The 26,464-nt window shown below is 67.9% G+C and carries 24 protein-coding genes; 17 read left to right on the top strand and 7 right to left on the bottom strand.

Going from position 1 to position 26,464, the window contains the following annotated elements:
• Positions 1 to 329: 329 nt before the first annotated feature.
• The 12 genes from ABIE41_RS22045 (at position 330) to ABIE41_RS21990 (ending at position 13,598) form a co-directional block, all read left to right on the top strand.
• Positions 330 to 2,318 carry a methyl-accepting chemotaxis protein gene (locus tag ABIE41_RS22045; protein WP_192642359.1) on the top strand — a complete coding sequence of 663 codons (1,989 nt, stop codon included), beginning with the start codon at positions 330 to 332 and terminating at the stop codon, positions 2,316 to 2,318.
• A 204-nt stretch (positions 2,319 to 2,522) separates the two neighbouring features.
• The gene (locus ABIE41_RS22040; protein ID WP_354193101.1) at positions 2,523 to 3,041 is read left to right on the top strand and encodes a M20/M25/M40 family metallo-hydrolase; all 519 of its coding nucleotides are present in this window, start codon (positions 2,523 to 2,525) and stop codon (positions 3,039 to 3,041) included.
• Positions 2,980 to 3,753 (top strand): hydantoinase/carbamoylase family amidase, encoded by a 774-nt coding sequence (locus tag ABIE41_RS22035; protein ID WP_354193099.1) that lies wholly within the window; start codon positions 2,980 to 2,982, stop codon positions 3,751 to 3,753. Before ABIE41_RS22040 ends, ABIE41_RS22035 begins: the two co-directional genes overlap by 62 nt.
• Before the next feature lie 33 nt (positions 3,754 to 3,786).
• Positions 3,787 to 5,199, top strand: coding sequence for an amidase (locus ABIE41_RS22030; RefSeq protein WP_192642357.1), 1,413 nt, complete (start codon positions 3,787 to 3,789; stop codon positions 5,197 to 5,199).
• A gap of 266 nt (positions 5,200 to 5,465) precedes the next feature.
• Positions 5,466 to 7,067 (top strand): ABC transporter substrate-binding protein, encoded by a 1,602-nt coding sequence (locus ABIE41_RS22025; protein ID WP_192642356.1) that lies wholly within the window; start codon positions 5,466 to 5,468, stop codon positions 7,065 to 7,067.
• Positions 7,068 to 7,213: 146 nt separating this feature from the next.
• A complete protein-coding gene (locus ABIE41_RS22020) occupies positions 7,214 to 8,155 on the top strand; it encodes an ABC transporter permease (RefSeq protein WP_192642355.1) in 942 nt (313 codons plus the stop codon).
• A gap of 2 nt (positions 8,156 to 8,157) precedes the next feature.
• On the top strand, positions 8,158 to 9,066 hold the full coding sequence (locus ABIE41_RS22015) for an ABC transporter permease (RefSeq protein WP_192642354.1): 909 nt from the start codon (positions 8,158 to 8,160) through the stop codon (positions 9,064 to 9,066).
• Between the two features lie 167 nt (positions 9,067 to 9,233).
• Positions 9,234 to 10,169, top strand: coding sequence for an N-carbamoyl-D-amino-acid hydrolase (locus ABIE41_RS22010; protein WP_192642353.1), 936 nt, complete (start codon positions 9,234 to 9,236; stop codon positions 10,167 to 10,169).
• 99 nt (positions 10,170 to 10,268) lie between these two features.
• Positions 10,269 to 11,432, top strand: coding sequence for an amidohydrolase/deacetylase family metallohydrolase (locus tag ABIE41_RS22005; protein ID WP_192642352.1), 1,164 nt, complete (start codon positions 10,269 to 10,271; stop codon positions 11,430 to 11,432).
• A 77-nt stretch (positions 11,433 to 11,509) separates the two neighbouring features.
• Complete coding sequence (locus tag ABIE41_RS22000) at positions 11,510 to 12,040, top strand: GNAT family N-acetyltransferase (protein ID WP_354193525.1); 531 nt, start codon at positions 11,510 to 11,512, stop codon at positions 12,038 to 12,040.
• Positions 12,037 to 12,495, top strand: coding sequence for a RidA family protein (locus ABIE41_RS21995; protein WP_192642351.1), 459 nt, complete (start codon positions 12,037 to 12,039; stop codon positions 12,493 to 12,495). The genes ABIE41_RS22000 and ABIE41_RS21995 overlap by 4 nt, the downstream gene beginning before the upstream one ends.
• A 20-nt stretch (positions 12,496 to 12,515) precedes the next feature.
• A complete protein-coding gene (locus ABIE41_RS21990) occupies positions 12,516 to 13,598 on the top strand; it encodes a D-TA family PLP-dependent enzyme (protein ID WP_192642912.1) in 1,083 nt (360 codons plus the stop codon).
• A gap of 50 nt (positions 13,599 to 13,648) precedes the next feature.
• Here the strand turns inward: ABIE41_RS21990 and ABIE41_RS21985 are convergent, their stop codons facing one another.
• The 6 genes from ABIE41_RS21985 to ABIE41_RS21960 form a co-directional block, all read right to left on the bottom strand.
• Complete coding sequence (locus ABIE41_RS21985; RefSeq protein WP_192642350.1) at positions 13,649 to 14,164, bottom strand: DUF2345 domain-containing protein; 516 nt, start codon at positions 14,162 to 14,164, stop codon at positions 13,649 to 13,651.
• Positions 14,165 to 14,250: 86 nt separating this feature from the next.
• On the bottom strand, positions 14,251 to 14,976 hold the full coding sequence (locus ABIE41_RS21980) for a DUF1028 domain-containing protein (RefSeq protein ID WP_192642349.1): 726 nt from the start codon (positions 14,974 to 14,976) through the stop codon (positions 14,251 to 14,253).
• Positions 14,977 to 14,986: 10 nt separating this feature from the next.
• Positions 14,987 to 16,786 (bottom strand): gamma-glutamyltransferase family protein, encoded by a 1,800-nt coding sequence (locus ABIE41_RS21975; protein ID WP_192642348.1) that lies wholly within the window; start codon positions 16,784 to 16,786, stop codon positions 14,987 to 14,989.
• Positions 16,787 to 16,933: 147 nt separating this feature from the next.
• Complete coding sequence (locus ABIE41_RS21970; RefSeq protein ID WP_192642347.1) at positions 16,934 to 17,818, bottom strand: ABC transporter permease; 885 nt, start codon at positions 17,816 to 17,818, stop codon at positions 16,934 to 16,936.
• On the bottom strand, positions 17,818 to 18,762 hold the full coding sequence (locus tag ABIE41_RS21965) for an ABC transporter permease (RefSeq protein ID WP_192642346.1): 945 nt from the start codon (positions 18,760 to 18,762) through the stop codon (positions 17,818 to 17,820). Before ABIE41_RS21965 ends, ABIE41_RS21970 begins: the two co-directional genes overlap by 1 nt.
• 25 nt (positions 18,763 to 18,787) lie before the next feature.
• A complete protein-coding gene (locus ABIE41_RS21960) occupies positions 18,788 to 20,293 on the bottom strand; it encodes an ABC transporter substrate-binding protein (protein ID WP_192642345.1) in 1,506 nt (501 codons plus the stop codon).
• Positions 20,294 to 20,570: 277 nt separating this feature from the next.
• On the opposite strand from ABIE41_RS21960, the gene otnK reads away from it, so the two are divergent.
• The 5 genes from otnK to ABIE41_RS21935 all read left to right on the top strand — a co-directional run bounded on the left by otnK (position 20,571) and on the right by ABIE41_RS21935 (position 25,583).
• Positions 20,571 to 21,836: a 3-oxo-tetronate kinase gene (gene otnK, locus ABIE41_RS21955; protein ID WP_192642344.1), complete on the top strand. Its 1,266-nt coding sequence runs from the start codon at positions 20,571 to 20,573 to the stop codon at positions 21,834 to 21,836.
• Between the two features lie 73 nt (positions 21,837 to 21,909).
• Positions 21,910 to 23,238, top strand: coding sequence for a malonyl-CoA decarboxylase (locus tag ABIE41_RS21950; protein ID WP_192642343.1), 1,329 nt, complete (start codon positions 21,910 to 21,912; stop codon positions 23,236 to 23,238).
• Between the two features lie 123 nt (positions 23,239 to 23,361).
• Positions 23,362 to 24,873, top strand: a complete 1,512-nt coding sequence (locus ABIE41_RS21945; protein ID WP_465247124.1) for a malonate--CoA ligase — start codon at positions 23,362 to 23,364, stop codon at positions 24,871 to 24,873.
• 61 nt (positions 24,874 to 24,934) lie between these two features.
• On the top strand, positions 24,935 to 25,291 hold the full coding sequence (locus tag ABIE41_RS21940) for a type II toxin-antitoxin system RelE/ParE family toxin (RefSeq protein WP_192642341.1): 357 nt from the start codon (positions 24,935 to 24,937) through the stop codon (positions 25,289 to 25,291).
• Position 25,292: 1 nt separating this feature from the next.
• On the top strand, positions 25,293 to 25,583 hold the full coding sequence (locus ABIE41_RS21935) for a helix-turn-helix domain-containing protein (protein WP_192642340.1): 291 nt from the start codon (positions 25,293 to 25,295) through the stop codon (positions 25,581 to 25,583).
• A gap of 42 nt (positions 25,584 to 25,625) precedes the next feature.
• Here ABIE41_RS21935 and ABIE41_RS21930 read toward each other — a convergent pair whose 3' ends face one another.
• Positions 25,626 to 26,429: a creatininase family protein gene (locus ABIE41_RS21930; RefSeq protein WP_192642339.1), complete on the bottom strand. Its 804-nt coding sequence runs from the start codon at positions 26,427 to 26,429 to the stop codon at positions 25,626 to 25,628.
• Positions 26,430 to 26,464 lie beyond the last annotated feature (35 nt).

Below are 26,464 nucleotides of genomic sequence, written 5' to 3'. Positions count from 1 at the left end.
GGGTGGCGCGGGGAAGTTCTTGCGGCGCGTGTCAGAACAAAACTTGTTTCAACTGGAACTAACTCGGCCTCGTCAGTCGAAACGTGCTCACTTTAAGCAAATCTTTACAGGATCGGTTAAGTCTAATTCCAGTGTGGGCGAAAGGCGCAGCGGCATGCCGCGTGCCGACCGGTTCGGCGCCCCGACGTTACGCCTGGCCTACCTTCTGTACTGACGCTGATGGGTGCGCATGGACTGCGCATCTCTGCCAACCGGCGCCGTCTGATCTTGCTTGTCCCCTCTGTGCGGGACGACGCCTGGGCCGACGCCGCTCCCAAACGGGTTCGTTGATGAAAAAGCTTCTGTCTATCCGCCTTCCCATTGCCACCCGCCTCGCTTTGCTCGGCGTCTTCTTCGTTGGCCTCGCGGTCGCAGCCTCCGTCATGGTGTCCCTGCAAGCGGCCGAGAAGGCGATGCGCGAACGCGCCCAGGCGAGCCTCGTCGTCAACATCAACCTGCTGCGCGACGTCGTGGCGGCGAAGGGCGAGCCCCGCCTCGACGGCGACAAGCTCTACTTCGGCGACGAGCTGATCAACGGGAATTTCGCGGCGGTCGACAAGGTCAAGGCGCTGGCCGGCAGCGTCGCTACGATCTTCATGGGTGATGTCCGCATCGCCACCAATGTGCAGAGGCCCGATGGCGGGCGTGCGGTCGGCACCAAGCTGGCACAGGGTCAGGCCTATGACACGGTGCTGAAGCAGCGCCAGACCTATTCCGGTGCGGCCGACATTCTCGGTCAGCCCTATTTCACGATCTACGAGCCGATCGTCCAGAAATCCGACAACCGCGTCATCGGCATCCTCTTCGTCGGCATCAAGCAGGCCGACTTCATGACCGTCGTCAGCGAGATGGTCACCGGCAACGTGGTCACGGGCCTGCTCATCGCCCTTGTCGCCGGCGTCGCGCTCTTCCTGCTCGTGCGCCGGATGATGAAGCCGCTCGGCAGCCTCAAGGGCGCCATGGACCGGCTGGCCGCGGGCGACCTTGTCACGGCCGTTCCGACCTTCCGGGCCGGCGAATTCGCCCAGATGGCAGGCGCAGTGAGCGTTCTGCGTCAGGCCGCTATCGAGAAGGAGCGGCTCGAGAGCGAGGCCGCGACCCAGGCCGGACTGATGGACGAGAGCCGCCGGTCGACCGAGGAGCAGCGCCAGGCGGCCGCCCAGCAGCGCCTGCAGCAGGCGCAGGAACTGGAGAAGGTCGTCAACTCGATCGCAGCCGGCCTTTCCGAACTCGCCCATGGCAATCTGACCCATCGCATCGGGTCCGAGATGCCGGCCGACTACGCCACGCTGCGCGACGACTTCAACGCCACGATCGACCGTCTCTCGGCCACCGTCCGCACCATCCAGGTCACCTCGGCCGATGTCGGCCTCGCCGCCCGCGAGATCAACATGGGCGCGGATGATCTCTCGAAGCGGACGGAAGAGCAGGCCTCCTCGCTGGAAGAGACCGCAGCCACCACCGAAGAACTCGCGGCCTCCGTGAAAGCCTCGGCCCAGGCCTCGCGCAATGCCGCGGCGATCGCCGACGAGGCGATGAAGGCGGCGCAGAACGGTGGCGCTATCGCCGGCCAGGCGGTCGAGGCCATGGCCCGGATCGAGGATGCCTCGACCAAGATCTCCGACATCATCCGGGTGATCGACGACATCGCCTTCCAGACCAACCTGCTCGCACTGAACGCGGCGGTGGAAGCGGCCCGGGCCGGCGATGCCGGCAAGGGCTTCGCGGTCGTGGCTTCGGAAGTCCGCACGCTCGCCCAACGCTCCAGCGAGGCGGCCAAGGACATCTCGGCGCTGATCTCCTCCTCCAACAGCGAGGTCGGCGAGGGCGTGAAGCTGGTGCGTCAGGCCGGCGAGCAGCTCAGCCACATCCTCTCCGCTTCGGAGAAGGTCGCGGCGACCATCGCCGACATCTCGGCGGCATCCGGAGAGCAGGCGAGCGGCATCGACGAGATGAGCCAGGCTGTCGCCCATCTCGACGAGATGACCCAGCAGAACGCGGCGCTGGCCGAAGAGAGCGCAGCATCCGCCGGCTCGCTCTCGGGCAAGATCGTCCAGTTGAACGACCTCGTCGCCTCCTTCCGCACGGGTCATGAGGCTCCGGCTATGGCCCCCGCGCCAAAGCCCGCGACCGAGCCGGCACGCCTGCGCCAGCTCGCTGCCGCCGCCTTCGGACAGGGCAAGGCCCCGGCGCCGCGCGAACTGGCCCCTCCGCCCGCCGCTCCGGCGAAGAAAATCGTCAACAGCCGCTCCGGCGACACGGGCTGGGAAGAGTTCTGAACCACGCCACTCCGGCGCCCTGAGCAGGGCGCCCAGCCACCCAACGGGCGCAGACGCGAGTCTGCGCCCGTTGCATTTGCGCCAGACCCCCTTGCCGCAGCGGGCATCGACAGGCCGCCTTCGGCGCGACTATGCAGGACGGGCGGTGCAGCGCGGGCCGGGAACCGGCCCCGGCGCCGGCACGGTCTGGCGGGGGAGACGAGCATGGGCAGCAATCTCAGGGTCGACGGCACGCGGCTGGTGTCGCGGCTCATGGCGCTGGCGGCCATCGGTGCAACGCCGGAAGGCGGCTGCCGCCGCCTCGCCCTGTCCGACGAGGACAAACAGGGCCGCGACTGGCTCGTCGCCGAGATGTCGGCGCTCGGCCTCACGGTGAAGATCGACGCCATCGGCAACATCGTCGGCATTCTCAAGGGGCGGGAGGAGGGCCCGGCCGTCATCCTCGGCTCCCATATCGATACGGTCGGCACGGGCGGGCGCTATGACGGCGCGCTCGGCGTCGTCGCCGGCGTCGAGGTACTGGCGACGCTGCGCGATGCCGGACTGGTGCCGAAGCGCGACCTCGCGGTGATCGCCTTCACCAATGAGGAAGGCGCCCGCTTCCACCCCGACATGCTGGGCTCCTATGTCTGGGCCGGCGGCATGAGCGTCGAGGCCGCCCATGCCGAGCTGGATGCGCGAAGGCGCCGTGCTCGGCACCGAGCTCCGGCGCATCGGCTATGAGGGGCCCGAACGGCCGGGCTTCCTGCCGGCGCATGCCTATCTCGAACTCCATATCGAGCAGGGGCCGGTGCTGGAGAACGAGGGCGGCGGGCTCGGCGCGGTCACCGGCATCCAGGCGATCTGCTGGCTCGAGCTGACGCTGAAGGGCCGGCCCAGCCATGCCGGCACCACGCCGATGGCCTATCGCAAGGATCCGGGCCTCGCAGCCGCACGGATCAACGTCTACGCCAACGACCTGACTCGCGCGATTCCCGGCCAGCTTGCCAATAGCGGCGTCATCCGGGTCCAGCCCGCCAACGTCAACGTTGTGCCCGAGACCGTCGTGATGACGCTCGACCTGCGTAATCCAGACGATGCCCGGCTCGCCAGGGCAGAGGCCGCGGTGCGGGCCTATTGCGCCGAGATCTCGGCGCGCCACGGCATCGAGATCGCCTTCCGCGACCTTGCGCGCTTCCCGGCCACGCCCTTCACTGAGACGCTGATCGCGACGGTGGAGAACAGCGCGGCGGAACTCGGCCTGCCGATCCGGCGGATCATCTCGGGGGCGGGGCACGATGCCCAGATGATGTCGCGCATCTGCCCCACCGCGATGGTGTTCATCCCCTCGATCGGCGGCCTCTCGCATAATCCGGCCGAGTTCAGCACGGAGCAGGACATCGCGGCGGGCGCCAATGTCCTGCTCAACGCGGCCTGGCGCGTCGCCAACGCCTAGACCTTCCGAACCGACGCAGACAGGATCAGCCCCATGACGACCATCGCATCGCTTTCGGCCGCCGAGCTCGGCCCGCTCTATGCCAGCCGCGAACTCTCCCCGGTCGAGGTTGCGCGGGACGCGCTGGAGCGCATCGAGCGCTTCGAGCCGCAGATCAACGCCTTCGTCGTTCGCGACGCCGAAGCGACGCTCGCCATGGCGCAAGCCTCGCAGGGGCGCTGGCTGAAGGGCGAGCCGCTCGGCCCGCTGGACGGGGTGCCCGTCACCATCAAGGACAATATCGGCGTGGCCGGCTGGCCGATGCGGCGCGGCTCTGCCGTGGCGACCGACGCGCCCTTCGCCGAGGACGCCCCGGCGGCGGCGCGGCTGCGCGAGGCCGGCACGGTCTTTCTCGGCAAGACGACGATGCCGGAATATGGCTGGAAGGGCGTCGGCGACTCGCCGCTCTCGGGGATCACCCGCAATCCCTGGAACATCGCCACCGGCCCCGGCGGCTCCTCGGCGGGTGCGGCCTCCTGCGCCGCTCTCAATCTCGGCTGCATCCATATCGGCACGGATGGTGCCGGCTCGGTGCGCATTCCGGCCGCTTTCACCGGGGTCGTTGGCCTGAAGCCGACCTATGGTCGCGTGCCGGCCTGGCCGGTCTCGACCATGGGCTTCCTCGCCCATCTCGGCCCGCTGGCCCGTACCGTCGCCGACACGGCGCTGGCGATGAACGCCATCGGCCGTCCCGACATCCGCGACATGACCGCGATGATCGACCGCGCGCCTGATTATGTCGATGGGCTCAAGGGCGGGGTGAAGGGCCTGCGCATCGCCTGGTCGCCCAATCTCGGCCGTGACGTCCCGGTCGATCCCGAGATTGCCGCGCTGACCCGGGCAGCGGCGCTCGCCTTCCGCGATCTCGGCGCGACCGTCGAGGAGGTCGACCCCGGTTTCGAGGATCCGATCGATACGCTGATGACGATCTGGTCGGCCGGTGCGGCGCTCGCCTTGCGCTCGGCTGGCCCCGCCGAGCGGGCGCGGATGGACCCCGGTCTTGTCGCCGTGGCGGAGCAGGGCGAACGTGTCGCCGGCGCGGCCTATGTCGATGCGCTGCTGAACCAGCGCAATGCGCTTGCGCACAGGATGGCGCAATTTCATGCACGCTTCGATCTGCTGCTGACGCCGACGCTGCCGCTGCCGGCCTTCGAGGTCGGCGCGAATACGCCCGGCCATGGTGCCTACGGTGACGACTGGACGCGCTGGACGCCCTTCACCTACCCCTTCAACATCACGCAGGCTCCGGCGATCTCGCTGCCCTGCGGGCTGACGGGCGCGGGGCTGCCGGCGGGGCTGCAGATCGTCGGCCCCTTCGGACGCGACGCGCTGGTGCTGCGGGCTGCTGCGGCCTTCGAGGCGGCGCGGCCTTTCCCTCGCATCCACGCGCCCGTCGGGGCCGCCTGAGAAGCGGGCAGGGGCTCGTCCCTGCCCGCGGCGGCGCCGTCTTGCGCCGCTGCCGCGCTGTCCAGAAAAATATTCTCTGCCCCTGAAAACGGCGCCGATGGCGCGTTCTCGCAGGAAACCCTCAGGCGGTTCCGTTTGGCACGATGCGTGCAAGCGGTTCGCGGCCTGCGGAGGGCCGGTCAGACGAGTTGTCACGGCAGATGTTTTCTGCCCAAACTCGCGCCAAGGTCACCCGTCGAGAGGTTGCCGTGTCAGGGGAGAGAATGATGGACCGCAGAACATTTCTGAAGACCGCGGCCGGAACCGGCGCACTCGCCGCAGCCGGCGGACTCGCCATGCCAGCCCTCGCTCAGGGCGCGGCGGCCGCCAAGACGCTGCGCTTCGTGCCCCAGGCGAACCTCGCGAATTTCGACCCCATCTGGGGCACGCAATACGTCGTGCGCAACGCAGCCCTGCTGGTCTGGGACACCCTCTACGGCATCGACTCGAAGTTCGAGCCAAAGCGCCAGATGGTCGAGAGCGAGACCGTCTCCGCCGATGGCCTGACCTGGACCTTCAAGCTGCGTGACGGCCTGAAGTTCCATGACGGCGCGCCGGTGACCTCGAAGGACGTCGTCCAGAGCCTCAAGCGTTGGCAGGCCCGCGACCCGATGGGCCTCATGATCAAGGCGATCGAGGTCGAGCTCGCGCCGGTCGACGACATGAGCTGGAAGTGGGTCCTCAACAAGCCCTATCCGAAGATGCTGCTCGCGCTGGGCAAGAACAACGCGCCCTGCACCTTCATCATGCCGGAGCGCATCGCCAACACCGATCCCTTCACCCAGATCACCGAATACATCGGCTCCGGGCCGATGAAGTTCGTGCGCAGCGAGTGGGTCCCGGGCGCCAAGGCGGTGTTCGAGAAGTTCGCCGACTACAAGCCCCGCACCGAGAAGCCCGACTGGCTTTCCGGCGGCAAGGTCATGATGTTCGACCGCGTCGAATGGGTGATCATGCCCGATCCGGCGACGGCCGCCGCCGCGCTGCAGAACGGCGAAGTGGACTGGTGGGAGACCCCGCTGGCCGACCTCGTGCCGATCCTCAAGCGCAACACCAATGTCAGCGTCGACATCGGTGATCCGCTCGGCAACATCGGCGCCTTCCGCATGAACCATCTGCACCCGCCCTTCAACAACGTGAAGGTGCGCCAGGCGGTGATGACGGCGCTGAACCAGGAAGACTACATGCGCTCGATCGTCGGCGACGACGACAAGCTCTGGAAGCCGATGGCCAGCTTCTTCACCCCCGGCACGCCGCTCTACACCGAAGAGGGCGGCGAGATCATGAAGAAGAAGAACGTCGCCGAGGCCAAGAAGCTCCTCGCCGAATCCGGCTACAAGGACGAGCCGGTGATCTGCGTGGTCGCGCAGGACATGGCCGCCACCAAGTCGATGGGCGACGTCACTGCCGAGCTGCTCAAGAGCATCGGCATGAAGGTCGACTTCGTCGCCACCGACTGGGGCACCGTCGGCGCCCGCCGTGCGCAGAAGACCGCGCCGGGGCAGGGTGGCTGGAGCATGTTCCACACCTGGCATGCCGGCGCGGACTGCGTGAACCCGGCCTCCTACACGGCCGTTCGCGCCAATGGCGAGAAGGCCTGGTTCGGCTGGCCCGACGTGCCCGCGGTCGAGACCGAGGTGACGAACTGGTTCAACGCCAAGGACATGGCCGAGGAGAAGGCCGCGATGGGGCGCCTCAACAAGGCCGCCGTCGAGAACGTCGTCTATTGCCCGACCGGCTTCTATCTCGGCTACCAGGCCTGGCGGAAGAACGTCTCGGGCGTCACCAGCGGGCCGTTCCCGGTCCTCTGGGGCGTCACCAAGGCCTGATCCGCCGCAGGGCGGGCTTCAGGTCTCATTCTTCTCCCGGGGGCGGCGCGCCCGACGCGCCGCCCCCGGACCTTCGCGGTCTCTGCCGCCGCCTCCGGCGGCACCGACCGGTCTGGTTTCGAACGACAAAGGGCGCGTGAGCCGCAATGCTGGCCTTCATCGTCAGACGCATCATCACGACCATCCCGGTGATGGCCTTCGTGGCGTTGTTCGTCTTTTCTCTGCTGTATGTGGCGCCGGGTGATCCGGCGGCGGTCATCGCCGGCGACCAGGCTTCGCCCGCCGATGTCGAGCGCATCCGCGCCAGCCTCGGGCTCGACCGGCCCTATCTCGTGCGCTTCGCCGAATGGTCCTTCCGCGTCCTGCAGGGCGACCTCGGCACCTCGATCTTCACCTCGCTGCCCGTGACGCAGCTCATTGCCCAGCGCATCGAGCCGACGCTCTCGCTGATGGTGCTGACGCTGATCTTCGCCGTCTCGATCGCGGTCCCGATGGGCGTCATCGCCGCCTGGAAGGCCGGCACCTGGATCGACCGCGGCGCCATGGCCTTCGCGGTCTTCGGTTTCTCGGTGCCGGTCTTCGTCGTCGGCTACCTCCTGGCCTATGTCTTCGCGCTGCAGCTCGACTGGGTTCCGGTGCAGGGCTACACGCCGCTCTCTCAAGGCTTCTGGCCCTGGTTCAGGAACCTGATCCTGCCGGCGATGACGCTGGGGCTGGTCTACATCGCGCTGATCGCGCGCATCACCCGCGCCACCATGCTGGAGGTCCTGCAGCAGGACTATGTCCGCACCGCCCAGGCCAAGGGCGTCGGCCAGCGCGAGGTTCTCTTCCTGCACGCCCTCAAGAACGCCGCGGTCCCGATCGTGACGATCATCGGCATCGGCATCGCGCTGCTCATCGGCGGCGCGGTCGTGACCGAGAGCGTCTTCGCCATTCCGGGGCTCGGCCGCCTCACTGTCGATGCCATCCTGCGGCGCGACTACCCCGTCATCCAGGGCGTCGTGCTGATGTTCAGCCTGGTCTACGTGCTGGTGAACCTGCTCATCGACCTGACCTATACGATCGTCGATCCGAGGATACGCTATTGACGATGCAAAGCTCGATTCCGGCCCCCGCCGCGCTGGCGGCGGCTCCGGAGCCTGCGGTCGCCCCGCGGCTGGGGCGTTTCAAGCGCTTCCGTCGCTATCTGCGCCGCCACCCCGCAGTGGCGATCGGCGGCTCGCTGCTTGTGCTGATGGCGCTGATCGGCCTCTTCGCGCCGCTGCTCTGGACGGTGGACCCCACTGCCATCGCCACCTCGCGGCGTACGCGCGTGCCCTCCGAGCTCTACTGGTTCGGCACGGACATGCTCGGCCGGGACATCTATTCCCGCGTCGTCTACGGCGCGCGCGTCTCGCTCGTGGTGGGCTTCAGCGTCGCCATCCTGTCTTCGGTCATCGGCCTGACGATCGGCCTCTTCGCGGGCTTCGTGCGCTGGGCTGACGGCATCGTCATGCGCATCATCGACGGCATGATGTCGATCCCGCCCATCCTGCTCGCCATCGCGCTGATGGCGCTGACCCGGGGTTCGATCCAAAACGTCATCATCGCCATCACCATCGCCGAAATCCCGCGTGTGGCGCGGCTCGTGCGCGGCGTCGTGCTGTCGCTGCGCGAGCAGCCCTATGTCGAGGCGGCGATCTCCAACGGCGCCCGCACCCCCCGCATCATCCTGCGCCACATCCTGCCCAACACCTTCGCGCCGATGAGCGTGCAGGCGACCTATATCTGCGCCAGCGCCATGATCATCGAAGCGATCCTCTCCTTCATCGGCGCCGGCATTCCGCCTGCGACGCCCTCCTGGGGCAACATCATGGCCGAGGGCCGCGCGCTCTGGCAGGTGAAGCCGCACATCATCCTGTTCCCGGCGATCTTCCTCTCGATCACCGTGCTGGCGGTGAACCTGCTGGGCGACGGCCTGCGCGACTCGCTCGACCCGCGTCTCGCCAAGGCCCTCTGAGGCCGGCAACGCGGGCCCGGGCCCGACATTTGTCCCGGGCGCCGGCGCCCGGGACCGGACCACGCCGCAGCATTGCGGCGCCTGACAGCCGAGCGTGAGCCCATGCCTGACCCTTCCGACGTCGCGGCCGCCGCCTCCGCTCCGGCTCTTTCAATGGGCACACTGCGATGAGCCGCCTTCTCACCCTCGCCGCAGCCCAGCTCGGCCCGATCCAGCGCGACGAGAGCCGCGCCTCCGCCGTCGCCCGCATGATCGACCTGATGCGTCAGGCCAAGGGCCATGGCGCCGATCTCGTCGTCTATCCGGAGGCGGCCCTGACCGCCTTCTTTCCGCATTGGTGGATCGAGAACGAGGACGAGATCGACAGCCATTTCGAGAGCGCGATGCCCGGGAACGAGACGGCGCCGCTCTTCGAGGAGGCCAAGCGCCTCGGCATCGGCTTCCATCTTGGCTATTGCGAGCTGGCTCATGAGGGCGGCCGCAAGCGCCGCTTCAACACGGCGATCCTGGTCGACAAGTCCGGCGCCATCGTCGGCAAGTACCGCAAGATCCATCTGCCGGGGCATCCGGAGCACCACCCCGAGGCGCCGTTCCAGAATCTCGAAAAGCGCTATTTCGAGACCGGCGATCTCGGCTGGCCGGTCTGGCGCAGCATGGGCGCCAATATTGGCATGATGATCTGCAACGATCGCCGCTGGCCCGAGAGCTACCGCACCATGGGGCTGCAGAATGTCGAGCTGATCCTGCTCGGCTACAACACGCCCAAGCACAATCCGCCCGCGCCAGACCACGACCGGCTCGGCAACTTCCACAACCAGCTCGTCATGCAGGCCGGTGCCTACCAGAACGCCACCTGGGTGGTCGGCGTCGCTAAGGCGGGTGTGGAAGCCGGCGTCGACCAGATCGGCGGATCCTGCATCATCGCCCCCACCGGCGAGGTTGTTGCCCAGGCGGTGACGGAGGGGGACGAGCTGGTCGTCGCCCGCTGCGACATGGATCTCGGCAAGAGCTACAAGGCCTCGACCTTCAACTTCGCCCGGCATCGCGAGCCCCAGGCCTATGGCCTGCTCGTCGAGCGCAAGGGCGCGGTCGAGCCGGCGTGAGCGCTCGACCCGATGCCGCGCCATAGACGGTCGCCGCTCGGCCGCGCTCTCAACACCAACATTCTGTTTTGAAATCCAAGTAACGGGCGGGGAAGCTCAATGACCCACGATCTCATCCTCAAGGGCGGTCGCGTCATCGACCCCTCGCAGAAGCATGACGGCATCCTCGATGTCGCCTTCACAGACGGCAAGGTCTCGGGCTTCGGCAAGGATCTCAAGGGCGCCAAGGAGATCCGCGACGTCTCCGGCTACATCGTCACGCCCGGCCTGATCGACCTGCACACCCATGTCTATTGGGGCGGCACGTCGCTGGGCATCGACGCCGACGAGTTCTGCCGGGCCTCGGGCGTCACCACCTCGGTCGACACCGGCTCGGCCGGGCCGGGCAACTGGCCAGGCTTCCGCAAGCACGTCATCGAGCGGAGCCAGGCCCGAATCCTCGCCTATCTCCATGTCAGCCACGCCGGCATCTACGGCTTCGACCACCGCGTCATGGTCGGCGAGAGCCGCGACATGGCGATGATGAACCCGGTCGACTGCGCCGAGGTCGCCGACAAGAACCGCGACCTCATCGTCGGCATCAAGGTCCGCGTCGGACTGCACGCCTCGGGCGACCAGGGCACCGCCCCGCTCAACGTCGCGCTGCAGGTCGCCAACGAAGTCGGCATGCCCCTGATGTGCCATATCGACCATCCGCCGCCCTCCTATGAGGAGGTGGTGAACATGCTGCGGCCGGGCGACGTCCTGACCCACGCCTTCCGCCCCTTCCCGAACGCGCCCTGCACCGCACAGGGCACGGTCAAGCCCGAGGTCGCGGCCGCCCGCAAGCGCGGCGTCATCTTCGACATCGGCCATGGCAAGGGCTCGTTCTCCTTCAAGACGACGCGCGCCATGCTCGCCAACGGCTTCCAGCCGGACGTGATCTCCTCGGACGTCCACAAGCTCTGCATCGACGGCCCGGCTTATGACCAGGTCACGACCATGTCGAAGTTCCTGCTGATGGGGATGAGCCTGAACGACGTCATCGCCGCCTCGACCGTGAACGCGGCCATGGCGCTGAAGCGCCCGGAATACGGTTCGCTCAAGGTCGGCTCGCTCGGCGACGCGACGATCCTGACGGTGAAGGAAGGCAAGTTCGACTATGCCGACGTCACCGGCGAGCACATGACCGGCGACCGCAAGATCCTCTCCGAGGGCGTCGTGCTCAAGGGCGCCTGGTGGCATCCGAAGCGGACGAACAAGTTCAGGAAGGTCGCGGGCTGAGCCGGCCCCATCGTGTCATTCCGGGTTCGAGCCTGCGGCTCGCCCCGGAATGACAAAGGGACAATCTGTTGCAAAGCGTGCTCTGGCGCCCGATGACCGCGACCGACCTGCCGGCCGTTCTGGCGGTCGCGGCCGTGGTGCATCCGGACTATCCCGAGGACGAGACCGTCTTCGCCGAGCGGCTGCGCCTGTTTCCGCAAGGCTGCCTCGTGCTGGAGGGCGCAGACGGGCCGATCGGCTATGTCATCGCCCACCCTTGGCAGCGCGCCGCGCCGCCGGCCCTGAACAGTCTGCTGCGCGAACTGCCGTCGCAGGCCGGCTGCTTCTACATCCACGATCTCGCGCTCCTGCCACAGGCACGCGGCAGCGGGGCCGGGGGTGTCGTCGCCGCGAGGCTGGCGGAGATCGCGGCCGACGCCGGCCTCTCCTGCCTCGCACTCGTCGCCATCGAAGGCTCGTCCGGCTTCTGGCGGCGGCAGGGCTTTCGCGCGGTGCATGAGCCTGCCCTTGCGGAGAAGCTCGCCAGCTATGACGATGCCGCCCGCTATATGGAGCGCGCGCTCCAGCCAGAACACGAAACGACCGCAGAGGGACGAACGACACCATGAGCGCCGAGCAGAAACTGAAGGATCTGGGCCTGGAACTGCCTGCGATGGTGGCGCCGATGGCCAACTATGTGCGCTTCAAGAAGGCCGGCGACCTCGTCTTCCTCTCGGGCCAGGGGCCGCGCAATCCCGACGGCTCGATCCCCAATGGCAAGGTCGGCAAGGAGTTCACCACCGAGCAGGCCTATGACTTTGCCCGCAATACAGGCCTGGGCCTGCTGGCGGCGATGAAGGAGGCGGCCGGCTCGCTCGACAAGGTCGAGGTCATCAAGCTGCTCGGGATGGTCAATGCCGTGCCGGAGTATGGCGACCAGCCCAAGGTCATCAATGGCTGCTCGGACCTGCTCGTCGCCGTGCTCGGCGAGAACGGGCGCCATGCCCGCTCGGCCGTCGGCATGGGCTCGCTGCCGGGCAACATGCCGGTCGAGATCGAAGTCATCATCAAGGTGCTGCCGTGAGCGCACTCGCCGAGGATCGGATGCGTTACGACACGCTCAAGGACGAGATCGCCCGCACATATGGCACGCCGGCCGTGGTGATCGATCTCGACAAGGTCGAGGCCAACATCGCGCGCCTTCAGGCCGTCTGCGATGCCAAGGGCGTCGCCAACCGCCCGCACATCAAGACGCATAAATCGCCCGAGCTCGCCCGCCTCCAGATCGAGGCCGGCGCGCGCGGCATCACCTGCCAGAAGCTCGGCGAGGCCGAGGTGATGGCCGATGGCGGCATCGACGACATCCTGATCAGCTACAACATCCTCGGCGAGCAGAAGCTCGGCCGGCTCGGCCATCTCCAGCGCCGGGTCCGGATGATCGTGGCGGCCGACAACCCCGTCACCATCGCCGGCCTGCCCCAGGCGGCGGAGATTGCCGGGCGCGACCTCGAGGTCGTCGTCGAATGCGACACCGGCCGCCAGCGCGCCGGCGTCGAGACACCCGGCGAGGCGGTCGAGCTGGCAAAGCTGATCGCGGGCTCGAAAGGTCTGCGCTTCGCCGGCTTCCTGATGTATCCGCCCGAGGATGGCTGGGCGCGCACGCAAGTGTTCCTCGACACCGCCAATCAGGGGCTGCGCGACGCGGGCCTGGAGGCGTCGATCGTCTCCACCGGAGGGTCGCCCAACATTCCCCATATCGGCGAGCTCAAGGGCGCGACCGAGCACCGCGCCGGCACCTCGATCTTCAACGACCGCATGCAGGTCGCGGCCGGGGTGGCGAGCCTGGAGGACTGCGCGCTGACCGTCTACGCCACGGTGGTCAGCCGCGCCGGCCCCGAGCGCGGCATCCTCGATTCAGGCTCCAAGACGCTGACGAGCGATTCCGGCGGGCTGAACGGCCACGGCCATATCCTCGAATACCCGGCCGCCCGCATCGCGAAATTCGCCGAGGAGCACGGCTTCCTCGATCTCTCGGCGAGCAATGACCGGCCGGGCGTGGGCGAGATCGTCCGTGTGGTCCCCAACCATGTCTGCGTCGTCGTCAACATGGTCGACCGTCTGGTGACCGTGCGCGGCGACAGGCTGGTGGGCGAATTGCCGGTCGCGGCCCGGGGCAAGCTGGTCTGAACGACGGAGCGCGGGGGAGGCGAAGGCCTCTCCCGCCTTGTCCCGCGCGCTCAGTTCTGGCCGATCTTGCTGCCTCTCATCACCATGTCGGCGCTCGACTTGACGGTGACGCGGCCCGACGCGGTGGTGGTGATGTCGCGCCCCCGCAGCGTCACCGACCCATCCTTCTTGAGCTCGATCTGGGCGCTGCCGCTCTTCACCGTCGCTTCGTCGGCGGCCGTCACGCTAAGCTTCTTGCCGGCCTCGATCGACATCGACTGGTTGCTGGAGAGGCTGAGATCGACCGTCGCCTGAACATGGCACTGTCGGCTGTCGAGCGTGATCTCCTGTCCGCCGGCCAGCTTGATCCGCGTCGCGGCGCTGACGGCGAAGTTGCTGCCGGCGGTCACGGCGACGGCGCTCCCCGCCGTGAGCGTCAAGGCGCCGCCGGCAGTGATGCTGACGCCGCCGGGTGCCGTGATCGACAGCGCGCCGCCGGGCGTGGCGGAGATCATCGCCGTCAGGGCGGCAATCTGGCTCTCGAGCTTGGCGATCCGGCGTTCGAGCGCAGCGCTGTCAGTGGCCATGGCGGCGTCCTCGCTTCATCCGCTCGAGCGAACGTTACGAAAGCTTAGCGCCTCTCGCGGCCGGACAGAAGTTCCCTCTGGAACAGCTATTCCGGATGCCGTGCGTTCCAAGCTGCAGCGTAATCGCTGCAGAGGCGGTCGAGCTCGGTGCGGTCGGTCACGCCGGCCGGGCGCGAGCGCGAGGGCGACGCCTGCTGGAAGGGGACATAGCGCTGATGCGCGACGCGCCAGAGACGGCGCAGCTCGGCGAGCGGATCGACATGGTCGTCGACGCGGATGTCGAAGCTCGGCACAGGTTCGCCCGACCAGATCCGGATCGCGGCCGACTGCCGCCCGCGCTTGTCGCCGCCCGCCTTCTCGCCGGCTTCGAGCGCGACCAGAAGCCGCTCGTCGAAATCCAGCGCGGAGGAGGCGATATAGGCCTTCAGCGTCTGCTGGATCACCTCCGGCCCGCTCAGCATGTTGCCGGCGACGGAGACCTGCGGCCCGTCAACTGCGCCGCACCAGTCGATGCAGGAGGCTCCGGTGAAGGCGGCGATCTTGCCCTCGCGGTCGATCACATGGAGCTGCCGATGGGCACGGCCCTCATCGGCCGCTGTCAGCGTCGCGATGATCTCGACCGCCGAGCGCCCCTCCTGGAGCAGGCGCAGGCCGTCCACCCCATAGAGCGGGTTGACGAAGGCCTGGGTCGCGATGGCGCCGATGCGGCCGCCGCCATAGGGCACGCGCGAGCCGACGGCGAAGGCGCAGGTCGAGACGGCGACGCCAAAGGCGCCGGTGGCGGCATCGCGGGCGACGATGGACCAGGTCATGCGTTTGTCCTCACCGGCCGGCCGCGTAGGCCTGCATCAGACGTGGCGTCGCGGCTGCGCGCAAGAGACCGTCGGCGCTCTTCTCGGCCGCAGTGAGACGGCCGATCGTCCAGGCCGGTGCCCGCTCCAGCTTGTGGCCGCGGCGGACCAGGTCGGCCAGCACGCTCTCGCCGATGCTCTCCTCCACCGCCAGATGGCCGAGCTTGGCCTCGCGCGGATAGAAGGTCGAGGGGAAGTGTTGGGTGTGGAACAGCGGCAGGTCGATCGCCTCCTGCAGGTTCAGCCCGTGATGCACGCGACGCAGGAACAGGCCGAGCTGCCACTGCTCCTGCTGGTCGCCGCCCGGCGTGCCGAAGACGAGGCGCGGCTCCCCGTTCTCGAAGGCGAGCGAGGGCGTCAGCGTCGTGCGCGGCCGCTTGAACGGTGCCAGCGCCGAGGGCAGCCCCTCGTCGAGGAAGAAGGCCTGGGCGCGGGCGTTGAGCGGGAAGCCCAGCGCCGGGATCACCGGGGAGGACTGGAACCAGCCGCCCGAGGGAGTGGCGGCGATCATGTTGCCCCATTTGTCGATGACGTCGATATGGACCGTGTCGCCACGCCGCCCGGCGGCCACCATCGCCGCCGTCGTCGGTTCGCCGACGGTCGCGTCGCCCTTGCCGGCCTGTCCGGCATAGCGCACGCCGGCCAGAGCCTGCGCCACCTGCGCCTCGAATCCGGCGATCATGCCCGGCCTCAACTCCTGCGAGGCGGTGTCCGTGATCAGGTTGCGGCGGCCCCGCGCGTAATCCTCCGAGAGCAGCGTCGCCAGCGGCACCTTCACGAAATCGGGGTCGCCGTAATAGGCCTCGCGATCGGCGAAGGCGAGCTTCATCGCCTCCGCGACATGGTGGACGAAGGCGGCGCTGTCGGGGCCCATCCCGGCGATGTCGATGCCCTCGAGGATCTTCAGCGTCTGCAGGAAGACGGGGCCCTGGCCCCAGGGACCGATCTTGAAGACCTCCCAGCCGTGATAGGTCACGCTGGCGGGCGTCTCGTAGGTCGGCTGCCAGCGCGCCATGTCGTCGGCGGTGAGCAGGCCCTTGTGGCGGCGGCCCGAGGAATCGATCGCCTCAGTCGTCCGGCAGAAGGAGTCGATCGCCTCGGCGACGAAGCCCTTGTACCAGGCGTCATAGGCGGCCTGGATCTGCTTCTCGCGGCTTCCGCCCGCGGCTTCCGCCTCGCTCAGGATGCGCTTGTAGGTCTCGGCCGCAGCCTTGTTGCGGAACAGAGCCTTGGCCTGCGGCACCTGCCCGCCCGGCAGATAGACCTCGCCCGAGGTCGGCCATTCATGGGTGAAGAGGTCGGTCAGCCCTGCGATGGTGTCCGAGACACGCGGCAGCATCGGGTGTCCGTTCTCGAAATAGCCGATCGCCGGCTCCAGCACCTCGCGCAGCGGCAGCAGGCCATGGTCGCGCAGCAGCGTCATCCAGCCGCCGAAGGCGCCGGGCACGACAGCGGCGAGCAGGCCTGAACCCGGCACGAGATCGAGCCCGAGCGCCTTGAAGGCGTCGATGGTCGCGGCTTCCGGCGCCGTGCCCTGGCCGCAGATCACCTCGACCTTCTTCGTCTTGGCCGAATAGAACACCGCTGGCATCTCGCCGCCGGGGCCGACCAGATGCGGCTCGACGACCTGCAGCACGAAGGCGGCCGCGGCGCAGGCGTCGAAGGCGTTGCCGCCCTTCTCCAGCATCGCCATGCCGGTTGCCGTGGCGAGCCAGTGCGTCGAGGTGCAGACACCGAAGGTGCCGAGGATTTCAGGCCGGGTCGTGAACATGCGGAGGATCCAGTGCAGGCGAAATCGGTGCGAGGCGAGCGGGCGGTGTAGGCCGGGTCCGCCCTGTCCGGGCGGGCGCGAGCTTAAGGCGAAAAGGCGAGCCCGGCTGCGCCGTCCCGGGCATGAGGGGCGCGCGGCGCAAGCAACTCACCCCTCCTTCGGGTCGAGCACGTCGCGCAAGCCATCGCCGAGCAGGTTGAAGCCGAGCACGGCGAGGAAGATGCAGACGCCCGGCGCCACCGACATCCACGGCGCCTGGTCCATGAAGTTCTTGGCGACGTTCAGCATCTGCCCCCAGGACGGGGCAGGCGGCTGCTGACCGAGGCCGAGGAAGGACAGGGCGGCTTCGAGGATGATCGCCTGCGCCATGAACAGCGTCGACTGCACCACGATCGGCGAGAGGATGTTGGGCAGGATATGGCGCACGACGATCCGCAGATCGCGGGCGCCGACGGCCCGCGCCCCCTCGACGAAATCCTCCGCCTTAACGCTCATCACTTGCGCGCGCACCAGGCGCACGAAGATCGGCACGGCCGAGAGGCCGATCGCGATCATCGCATTGGTCAGGGACGGGCCGAGCACGGCCGCGAAGGCGATCGCCAGGATCAGGAAGGGGCAGGCCAGCATCGCCTCGGTGACGCGGGAGATCGCGGCATCGATCCAGCCGCCATACCAGCCGGCGAGCAGGCCGAAGGGCACGCCGACGGCGAGCGCGATCAGCACCGAGATGATGCCCGCCAGCAGCGAGGCCTGCGCGCCATAGAACAGGCGCGAGACCTGGTCGCGCCCGAGTTCGTCTGTCCCGAACCAGTAGAGCTCCGAGGGCGGCTTGCGGATGGCGAGGAAGTTCGACTTCAACGGGTCGGCGATCGGCAGCAGCGGCGCCAGCACCGCCATCAGAACGAAGGCGAGCACGATGGCGCCGCCGATCAGGGCCGAGCGGTTGCGAGCGAGCCGCGCCAGCACGCCGGGCCGCGGGCGCAAAGCGAGTTCGGGGGGCGTCGCGAGCGTGTCCGTGGCTGCGGTCGTCATCACTGTGCCCTCAGCCGCGGATTGACGAGGATGTACAGCACGTCGGCCAGCAGGTTCATCAGGATGAAGCCGATGGCAGTACACAGCACCACGCCCTGCACCACGCCATAGTCCCGGTTGAAGACGGCATCGACGATCAGCTTGCCGAAGCCGGGGATCGTGAAGACCTGCTCGGTCAGCACGGCGCCGCCCAGAAGCTCGCCGAACAGGATGGTCGTCAGGGTGATGATGGGCACGAGCGCGTTGCGCAGCGCATGCCGGTTGACCACGGCATCCTCGTCGAGGCCCTTGGCGCGGGCGGTGCGCACATAGTCCGAGCGCAGCACCTCCAGCATGGCCGAGCGCGTGTGCCGCATCAGGAAGGCCGCAAGGCCAGAGCCGAGCACAAAGGCCGGCATGATCAGCCGCTCGATCGCGCCAATGGGATTGCTGAAGAACGGCTCGTAGCCCGAGGCCGGCAGCCAGCGGAGTTCGACCGAGACGACGAGGATCAGCATGATCCCGAGCCAGAAATTCGGGATCGAAAGCCCCGACAGCGCCAGAGCGCTCGCCGAGTAGTCGACGACCGTGTCCTTGCGCCGTGCTGCGAGCACACCGGCGGGAATGCCGATGGCGATGGCGACGATGATCGAGGCCACGGCCAGTTGCAGCGTCACCGGCAGCTTCTGCAGGATCAGGCCGAGAACGGGCTCGCCCGTGCGCAGCGAGCGGCCGAAATCGCCCTGCACCACCTGGCCGAGCCAGGCGAAGAACTGCACGACGACCGGATCGTCCATGCGGTAGATCGCGCGCAGCCGCGCGATCACCTCCGGATCGCGTTCCTCGCCGGCGATGACGAGGAACGGATCGCCCGGCAGCGCGCGCTGCAGGGCGAACACGAACAGCGACACCAGAAACAGCGTCGGGATCGCGATCAGGACGCGGCGGCCGATCAGCGCGAGCATGAGGCTCTCGTCGAGGCGTGGATCATCAAGACCGCTTGATTCCCGACAGCCGGATCATGCCGTCCGGGTTGATCACGAAGCCGCTGATGTTGGAGCGCAGCGCGAAGAAGACCGTCTGGTTGTAGAGATAGACGATCGGCAGCTCGTCCTGCAGGAACTTCTGCGCCGCGTCGTAGCGCTTCTTGCGCTCGGCGACGTCATAGACCGTGCGCGCCTCGTCGAGCAGCCGGTCGACCTCGGCGTTGGAATAGCGCCCGTCGTTCTGGTTGCCCTTGGTGGTGACGAACTGGTGCAGGTTGCCGTCCGGATCGATGCGGCCCGACCAGCCGATGCGGCTCATCTGGAACTTGCCCTGCTGCTGGTCGCGCAGCTGGCTGGCGAATTCCGTCGAGCGGATCTGGATGTCGATGCCCGCTTCCGCCGCCATCGCCTGGATGACCTGGCCAAGCTGGGCGTCGACCGGGTTGTTGGTGACGAAGAGCTCGACCGAGACCTTGGTCAGCCCTGCCTCCTTGAGCAGCGCCTTGGCCTTGGCGACATCGCGCGCCGGCACCGGGAAGTCGGCGCTGACATAGCTGTTGCCGGGGTTGAAGGGCTGCACCATCGGCTCATAGAGCCCCTCGAACACGACCTGGCTCAGCACCTTGCGGTCGATCGAGAGCGAGAGCGCCTGGCGCACCCGCTTGTCCTGCCCCATCGGCTGTTTTGCGGCGTCGCCATTGCCCGTGTTGATGGTGATGCCCTGGTAGCCGAGATTGGCGATGCTGGTGACCTTGAGAGCCCTGTCACCCTGCGCGGACTTCACGTCGGTCGGCGCCAGCCGCTCCAGCATGTCGAGCTCGCCCGAGCGCAGATTGGCCAGCCGCACGGTGGTGTCGGGGATGGAGCGGTAGAGCACCCGGTCGAAATGGTAGTTCTGCGCCTCCCAGTGCTCCTTGAAGCGCTCGAGAACGATGCGGTCGTTCTGCACCCGCTCGACGAACTTGTAGGGGCCCGAGCAGACCGGCTTGGCGCCGACATCGCCCGCCAGGGTCTTGGGCGCCAGCATCATGCCGGCGCGGTCGGTCAGCTGGGCGAGCAGCGTCGCATCGGGCCGCTTCAGCTTCAGCGCGATCGTCGTGGGATCGACGACGGTGATGCTGTCGACCGAAGCGAGCTCGGATTTGCGCAGCGAGTCGGGCAGGGTGCGGGCGCGCTCGAGATTGGCCTTGGCGGCCTCGGCGTCGAACGTCTCGCCGTCATGGAACTTGGCGTCGCTGCGCAGCTTCATCGTCAGCGTCAGCCCGTCCGCCGAGAAGGACCACTCGGTCGCCAACCGCGGCACGATCTTAAGATCGGGGGTGATGTCGAGCAGCTTGTCGCAGAGGCCCTTGAAGACGATCCGGCCGACGAAGGTGCGCGCCTTGTGCGGGTCGAGCACGTCAGGGTCCTCCTGCAGGCCGATCCGCAGGGTCGAGGGCGCCTGCGCGACGGCGGGGAGGGCGGCAAGCGTCAGAGCGGTGGCGCAGGCCAGGGCGGTGAGAAGCTTCATCGGATGTCCCCTGTTGTCGTTTGCGGTCATGATCGCCGAAGATCGTTCCGGTTGGTACCAGCCTGATGCAAATTCGCAGCGGCGTCGATGCCGCACCGTCGCGTCAGCGTCCGGATTGCATGCCGTTACGGAGGCCGCCTGCATGCAATTTGGCGGCCAGCGTCGGCCGTCGGGGCTCGCATGCGTGCCCCGTGCGCACTCCGGATCGCCTTGACGGCAGCGGGCCGCTACAAGACCACGCAACGAGACCGGCACAAAGCCGAATGGAGGAACGACGATGCTGCTGGGTGTGATCGCCGACGACATGACGGGCGCGACGGACGTGGCGCTGATGCTCAATCGCAGCGGCATGCGCACGGTGCAGACGATCGGCGTTCCCAGCCCGGGCCAGGCGCTGCCGGATGCGGATGCTGTCGTCGTCGCGCTGAAGTCGCGCACCAACCCCGTCGCCGAGGCCGTCGCCGATTCGCTCGCCGCCTGCGAGGCACTGCTGGCCGCGGGCGCACGGCAGATCCTGTTCAAATACTGCTCGACCTTCGATTCGACCGCGCAGGGCAATATCGGGCCCGTTGCCGGAGCGCTGGCGCAGCGGCTCGGCGCGGGTCTGGCCATCGTCTGTCCCGCCTTTCCGGCCAATGGCCGCTCGATCTATCAAGGCTATCTCTTCGTCGGCGCGGTGCCGCTTCACGAAAGCTCGATGAAGGACCATCCGCTGACGCCGATGCGCGATTCGAGCCTGATCCGCCTGATGGGTGCACAGACCTCGGGCGCGGTCGGGCTGGTCGATTACGCCACCGTCCTGTCCGGGGCCGGGGCGGTGAAAGCCCGCTTCGCTGCACTGGCCGACCAGGGCATGCGCTACGTCGTGACCGACGCGCTCACCAACGCCGATCTGATGGTGCTGGGCGAGGCGGCCGCCGATCACAAGCTTCTCACCGGCGGGTCCGGCATCGCGATGGGGCTGCCGCAGAACTTCCGCCGCGCCGGCCTGCTGCCGGAGCGCGAGATCGCCGCGAGCCTCGCCGCGCCTCAGGGGCGCGCCGGCATCATCTCCGGCAGCTGCTCGACGGCGACGCGCGGCCAGATCGCCAAGGCGATCGAGGCCGGCTACCCGGCGCTGAAGGTCGATCCGATGGCGCTGGTGTCCGGTGCGCAAGATGCTGCAAAGCTCGCCGACTGGGCGCTGGCGCAGGCCGCGGACACGCCCTTCCTGCTCTATTCCAGCGACGATCCCGCCGAGGTCGCCACCATCCAGGAGAAGCTCGGTCGCGAGACGGCCGGCGAGACGGTCGAGCACGCCTTCGCGCAGACGGCGGCCCTGCTGGCCGAGGGCGGTGTCTCCCGTCTTCTGGTCGCCGGCGGCGAGACCTCGGGGGCAGTCGTCCAGGAACTCGGCATCGGCCTGCTCGAGATTGGCCCGGAGATCGATCCGGGCGTGCCCTGGACCCGGGTGGCGCAGGGCCGCGACATGGTGATCGCGCTCAAATCCGGCAATTTCGGCGCGCCCGACTTCTTCCTGAAGGCCTGGGCCCTGCTGCGCTGAGACCGAAGGTGCGAGGGCGGGCTTGCACGCGCCGCCCGGCAGGGCATGATGGCCCCGGGAGGTCCGCAGCGACATGGCGTTTCTCGGCGAATTGCTGACCAATGTGGCCGATCGCGGCCGGGCGCTGATCGGCTTCGAGCGCTTCATCGGGCAGCGTAACCGGCCGATCGACCGGCTTTGCGAGGATCTGCTCTCGGGCCGGGGCGAGGCCTCGGGCATGGCGCTGGCGCAAGGGGTCCTGGAAGCCTGGGAGCGCCTCGACAAGCCGGGCCGGCGCGCCTTCTTCGCCATGCTTCAGGAGCGGTTCGGGCCCGATCACGAGCGGCTCGACCGGGCGATCGAGGCCTATCGCAACGAGCCCGGCGCGGCCACGATCTCGGCGCTTCACCTCGCGTCGGAACCTCGCCGGCAGGAGCTGCTGCGGCGCCTCAACCTCGCCCCCGGCGGCACCCATGTGCTGGTGCGGATGCGCGAGGCCCTGTTCGAGGCGATGGAGAGCGACCGCGATCTGCTGACCGTCGATGCCGATTTCCGGCATCTCTTCGGCTCCTGGTTCAACCGCGGATTCCTCGTGCTGCGCCGCATCGACTGGCGCTCGCCGGCGAATGTGCTCGAGAAGATCATCCGCTACGAGGCTGTCCACGAAATCCAGGGCTGGGACGATCTGCGCCGCCGGCTGGAGCCGGCGGATCGCCGCTGCTTCGCCTTCTTCCACCCGCAGCTGGTCGACGAGCCGCTGATCTTCGTCGAGGTGGCGCTGACGCGCGCGATCCCGCACAGCATCGGCGAGGTGCTGAGCGGGGAGCGCGAGGTGCTGCCCGCGGCCGAGGCGACGACGGCGGTGTTCTATTCGATCTCCAACTGCCAGGAGGGCCTGCGCGGCATCTCCTTCGGCAATTTCCTGATCAAGCAGGTCGCCGAGGATCTGAAGCGCGAGCTGCCGGGGCTCGAGACCTTCGTCACGCTGTCGCCGGTGCCGGGCTTTGCGCGCTGGCTCGAGGGCCTCGTCGCCGATCCGGGCGATCTCGGCCTGACGAACGAGGAGCGCTCGGAGCTGGCTCGCCCGGCCGGGGAGACGATCTCCCTCGACGACGCGACCCGGCTGCGCCGCGACAAGCTGCTCGGCCAGATGATGGCGCATTACATGCTGCGGGCGCGCACGGCCTCGGGGCGCGTGATCGACCCGGTCGCCCGTTTCCATCTCGGCAATGGCGCGCGGTTGGAGCGCATCAATGTCGGCGGCAACCTGTCGGCACGGGGGCTGCGCGAGTCGCATGGCGTGATGGTCAATTACCGCTACGAGCTCGACGACATCGAGACCAACCACGAGGCCTTCGCCACCCGCAACACGGTCGTCGCCTCGGCCGCCGTGCGCAAGCTGTTGCGGCCGGCAGCGAGTTGACCCGCGACGCACCTGACGCCAATGGGAGAACGGCCCCGTCCCGAGGGGCCGCGAAACGAGACGGCTACGCCTGAAAGGATCCTGATCATGGGCAACCACCTGTTCGACTTGGTCAGGTCTCGGATGCCGGCGCCGGATGCTCCCTTCGCCCTCCTCGATGACGGCCGGCGGTATGCCTATGCCGACATGGTCGATGTCTCCTCGCGCTTCGCCAATGCGCTGGTCGCGCTCGGGGTGCAGCCGGGCGACCGGGTGGCGGTGCAGGTCGAGAAGTCGATCGAAGCGCTGATGCTCTATCTGGGCGCGGTGCGTGCTGCCGCGATCTTCCTGCCGCTCAACACGGCCTATACACCGGCCGAGATCGAGTATTTCCTCGGCGACGCGCAGCCCGCCGTCTTCGTCTGCGATCCGGCGAAGGCCGACGCCCTGAAGCCCTATGCCGACAAGGCCGGCGCCAAGCTCGAGACGCTCGGCGTCTGGCGCTCGCCGGACGTCTCCGCCGGCTCGCTCTCCGTCAAGGCGCTCGCCGCTTCGACCGCGTTTGCAGACGTCGAACGGGGTGCGGACGATCTCGCCGCCATCCTCTACACGTCGGGCACGACCGGCCGCTCCAAGGGCGCGATGCTCAGCCACGACAACCTCGCCTCGAACGCGCTGGCGCTGGTCGATTACTGGCGCTTCACCAAGGACGACGTGCTGCTGCACGCGCTGCCGATCTTCCACACGCACGGCCTCTTCGTCGCGACCAACTGCGTGCTGTTCTCCGGCGCCTCGATGATCCTGCTGCCGAAATTCGATCCCGACCAGGTCTTCAAACACCTGCCCCAGGCGACCTGCATGATGGGCGTGCCGACCTTCTATGTCCGGCTGCTGCAGGATACCCGCCTGACGAAGGAGGCGACGAAGCATATGCGCCTCTTCGTCTCCGGCTCGGCGCCGCTGCTGGCCGAAACCCACCGCGAATGGCGCGAGCGCACCGGTCACGCCATTCTCGAGCGCTACGGCATGACCGAGACCAACATGAACACCTCGAACCCCTATGACGGGGATCGGGTGGCGGGCACGGTCGGCTATCCGCTGCCGGGCGTGTCGGCCCGCGTCGTCGATCCCGAGACGGGCAAGGGATTGGCCGCCGATGAGATCGGCATGATCGAGGTCAAGGGCCCCAACGTCTTCAAGGGCTACTGGCGCAATCCGGAGAAGACCGCCGCCGAGTTCAAGCCGGACGGCTTCTTCATCACCGGGGATCTCGGCAAGATCGACGCCGCTGGCTACGTCCACATCGTTGGGCGCGGCAAGGACCTCATCATCACCGGCGGCTACAATGTCTACCCGAAGGAGGTTGAGACCGAGATCGACGAGATGCCGGGCGTGATCGAGAGCGCCGTCATCGGCTGTCCGCACCGCGATTTCGGCGAGGGCGTCACCGCCGTGGTGGTGGTCAAGCCCGGCGCGACCATCACCGCCGCCTCGATCGCGCAGACGCTCGAACAGCGCCTCGCCAAGTTCAAGTTGCCCAAGCAGGTCTTCATCGTCGACGACCTGCCGCGCAACACAATGGGCAAGGTCCAGAAAAACCTGCTGCGCGAGCAGTACAAGGACATCTATGCGCCGAAGGGTGAAGCGGGGGCGTAGGGCAATCCGCCCTCTACGATTCCAGTTGCCGCGCAATACGGCATTGCCGTAGTATCGGCAGATGCAGGCCGTGTTGCTGACCTCGGTTTTCGAACGGCAGGCCAAGGCGGCTGGTCTGGGCGACGACGAGATTCAGGATATCGCGGTCGCCGTTGCGAGCAATCCTCTCGGCGGTGACCTGCTGGTTGGGACCGGCGGCGCGCGCAAGCTGCGCCATGCCGGCTGGGGTGAAGGAAAAAGCGGCGGCTACCGCACGATCCACTACTTCGGCGGCGACGATGTTCCGATCTTCCTTCTGGCTCTGATCGACAAAGGCAAGCGGGCCAATCTGAGCCAGGCCGAGCGCAATGACCTTGCCCGGACACTGCCGAAAATCGCCGATGCCTACCGGCAGGCGACCAAGTCAGGAGATCGTTGAGATGCCGACATTCGGACAGGACCTGGTCGCGAGCGCGACCGAAGCGGTGGCGATCGCGCGAGGCGACAAAGAGCCCGCCAAGACAATCACCGTCGAGACTGTCGATGTTGCGGCCATTCGCAAGAAGCTGGGCCTCTCCCAGGAGGCCTTTGCCCGCAAGTTCGGCCTGAGCCCGGCGACCCTGCGCGATTGGGAGCAGGGACGCCGCAGCCTGGACAGGACGGCCCGGGCGCTGCTCAAAGTCATTGACCACGCTCCCGACACCGTTGAGCGAGCACAGAAGGTCGCTTGATACAGCCCTGGCCTTCAGAGGCCAAAGGCGAGTTCTCGGGGGCTAGCCGACCCCCTGATACAACCGCTCCAGCGGAAACCGGGCCACATCCGCCAGCAGCTCGACGAACCCCTTGGCCTGGAAGGCGGCGGTCGCCTTGCCTTTCTCGGCCGTGGCGAGCGAGGCATCGCCCGCGGCGCCCGACGGATGGACGTCCTGCGCCATCCAGGCCATCGCGTGCAGCCCGGTCGGCCGCAGCCAGCTGTAGCCCTCGGCCGCCATATCGACCGTCAGCGGGTTGAAGGCGGCGGCTTGGCCCATATCGACCAGGTCTGGCCTGAAATGGAGCATCAGCGAGGTCTCGATGTCGCCGGCATGGATGCCGTGATTGACGTCGAGGTCGGCGAAGAGGCCCGGCGGCAGCCCGAAGGCGCGCCAGGCGGTCGTCACCGCCAGCATGCCGTGGCGCACGCGAAGCTCCCGCGCCACGACCTTCATCGGGTCGATGTTGCCGCCATGCGAGGTCAGAATCACCAGCTTTTGGATGCCCGCCCGCCGCACGCTTTCGCCGATCTCGATCCAGCTCTGCGTTGCGCTTTCCCAGGAGAGCGTCAGCGTGCCCGGCGAATGCAGGTGCTCGTTGGACTTGCAGATCGCCAGCGTCGGCAACACCAGAATATCGAGCCCGGCCGGCACCAGCGGCATTGCTTCCGCGAGCATCGCGTTCATGATCGTGGTGTCGACCGACACCGGCAGATGCGGCCCATGCTGCTCGATTGCCGCCAGCGGCAGGACGGCGACGGTCCTCTCCGCCGACAGGCGGGCGAAATCGGTGGTCTTCAGATCGCCCCAGAAGCGCGCGGTCATGATGTCTCTGTCTCCGTCTCGCCGGCGGATCAGGG

This window comes from Bosea sp. OAE506 (assembly GCF_040546595.1).
GTDB lineage: Bacteria > Pseudomonadota > Alphaproteobacteria > Rhizobiales > Beijerinckiaceae > Allobosea.
This window is presented reverse-complemented; position numbering and strand designations above follow the sequence as displayed.

Bases quoted from the DNA above. Each gene is read 5' to 3' on its own strand.
- ABIE41_RS21965 (WP_192642346.1), bottom strand. From the start codon at position 18,762: ATGCTCGCGCTGATCGGCCGCCGCGTCCTGATCGCGATCCCGACGCTG.
- ABIE41_RS21935 (WP_192642340.1), top strand. From the start codon at position 25,293: ATGCCGACATTCGGACAGGACCTGGTCGCGAGCGCGACCGAAGCGGTG.
- ABIE41_RS22030 (WP_192642357.1), top strand. From the start codon at position 3,787: ATGACGACCATCGCATCGCTTTCGGCCGCCGAGCTCGGCCCGCTCTAT.
- ABIE41_RS22025 (WP_192642356.1), top strand. From the start codon at position 5,466: ATGGACCGCAGAACATTTCTGAAGACCGCGGCCGGAACCGGCGCACTC.
- ABIE41_RS21980 (WP_192642349.1), bottom strand. From the start codon at position 14,976: ATGACCTGGTCCATCGTCGCCCGCGATGCCGCCACCGGCGCCTTTGGC.
- ABIE41_RS22015 (WP_192642354.1), top strand. From the start codon at position 8,158: ATGCAAAGCTCGATTCCGGCCCCCGCCGCGCTGGCGGCGGCTCCGGAG.
- ABIE41_RS21995 (WP_192642351.1), top strand. From the start codon at position 12,037: ATGAGCGCCGAGCAGAAACTGAAGGATCTGGGCCTGGAACTGCCTGCG.
- ABIE41_RS22040 (WP_354193101.1), top strand. From the start codon at position 2,523: ATGGGCAGCAATCTCAGGGTCGACGGCACGCGGCTGGTGTCGCGGCTC.
- ABIE41_RS22005 (WP_192642352.1), top strand. From the start codon at position 10,269: ATGACCCACGATCTCATCCTCAAGGGCGGTCGCGTCATCGACCCCTCG.
- ABIE41_RS22035 (WP_354193099.1), top strand. From the start codon at position 2,980: ATGCCGAGCTGGATGCGCGAAGGCGCCGTGCTCGGCACCGAGCTCCGG.
- ABIE41_RS21975 (WP_192642348.1), bottom strand. From the start codon at position 16,786: ATGTTCACGACCCGGCCTGAAATCCTCGGCACCTTCGGTGTCTGCACC.
- ABIE41_RS22020 (WP_192642355.1), top strand. From the start codon at position 7,214: ATGCTGGCCTTCATCGTCAGACGCATCATCACGACCATCCCGGTGATG.
- ABIE41_RS21985 (WP_192642350.1), bottom strand. From the start codon at position 14,164: ATGGCCACTGACAGCGCTGCGCTCGAACGCCGGATCGCCAAGCTCGAG.
- ABIE41_RS21940 (WP_192642341.1), top strand. From the start codon at position 24,935: ATGCAGGCCGTGTTGCTGACCTCGGTTTTCGAACGGCAGGCCAAGGCG.
- ABIE41_RS21930 (WP_192642339.1), bottom strand. From the start codon at position 26,429: ATGACCGCGCGCTTCTGGGGCGATCTGAAGACCACCGATTTCGCCCGC.
- ABIE41_RS22010 (WP_192642353.1), top strand. From the start codon at position 9,234: ATGAGCCGCCTTCTCACCCTCGCCGCAGCCCAGCTCGGCCCGATCCAG.
- ABIE41_RS21990 (WP_192642912.1), top strand. From the start codon at position 12,516: ATGCGTTACGACACGCTCAAGGACGAGATCGCCCGCACATATGGCACG.
- ABIE41_RS21950 (WP_192642343.1), top strand. From the start codon at position 21,910: ATGGCGTTTCTCGGCGAATTGCTGACCAATGTGGCCGATCGCGGCCGG.
- ABIE41_RS21960 (WP_192642345.1), bottom strand. From the start codon at position 20,293: ATGAAGCTTCTCACCGCCCTGGCCTGCGCCACCGCTCTGACGCTTGCC.
- otnK (WP_192642344.1), top strand. From the start codon at position 20,571: ATGCTGCTGGGTGTGATCGCCGACGACATGACGGGCGCGACGGACGTG.
- ABIE41_RS22045 (WP_192642359.1), top strand. From the start codon at position 330: ATGAAAAAGCTTCTGTCTATCCGCCTTCCCATTGCCACCCGCCTCGCT.
- ABIE41_RS21945 (WP_465247124.1), top strand. From the start codon at position 23,362: ATGCCGGCGCCGGATGCTCCCTTCGCCCTCCTCGATGACGGCCGGCGG.
- ABIE41_RS21970 (WP_192642347.1), bottom strand. From the start codon at position 17,818: ATGACGACCGCAGCCACGGACACGCTCGCGACGCCCCCCGAACTCGCT.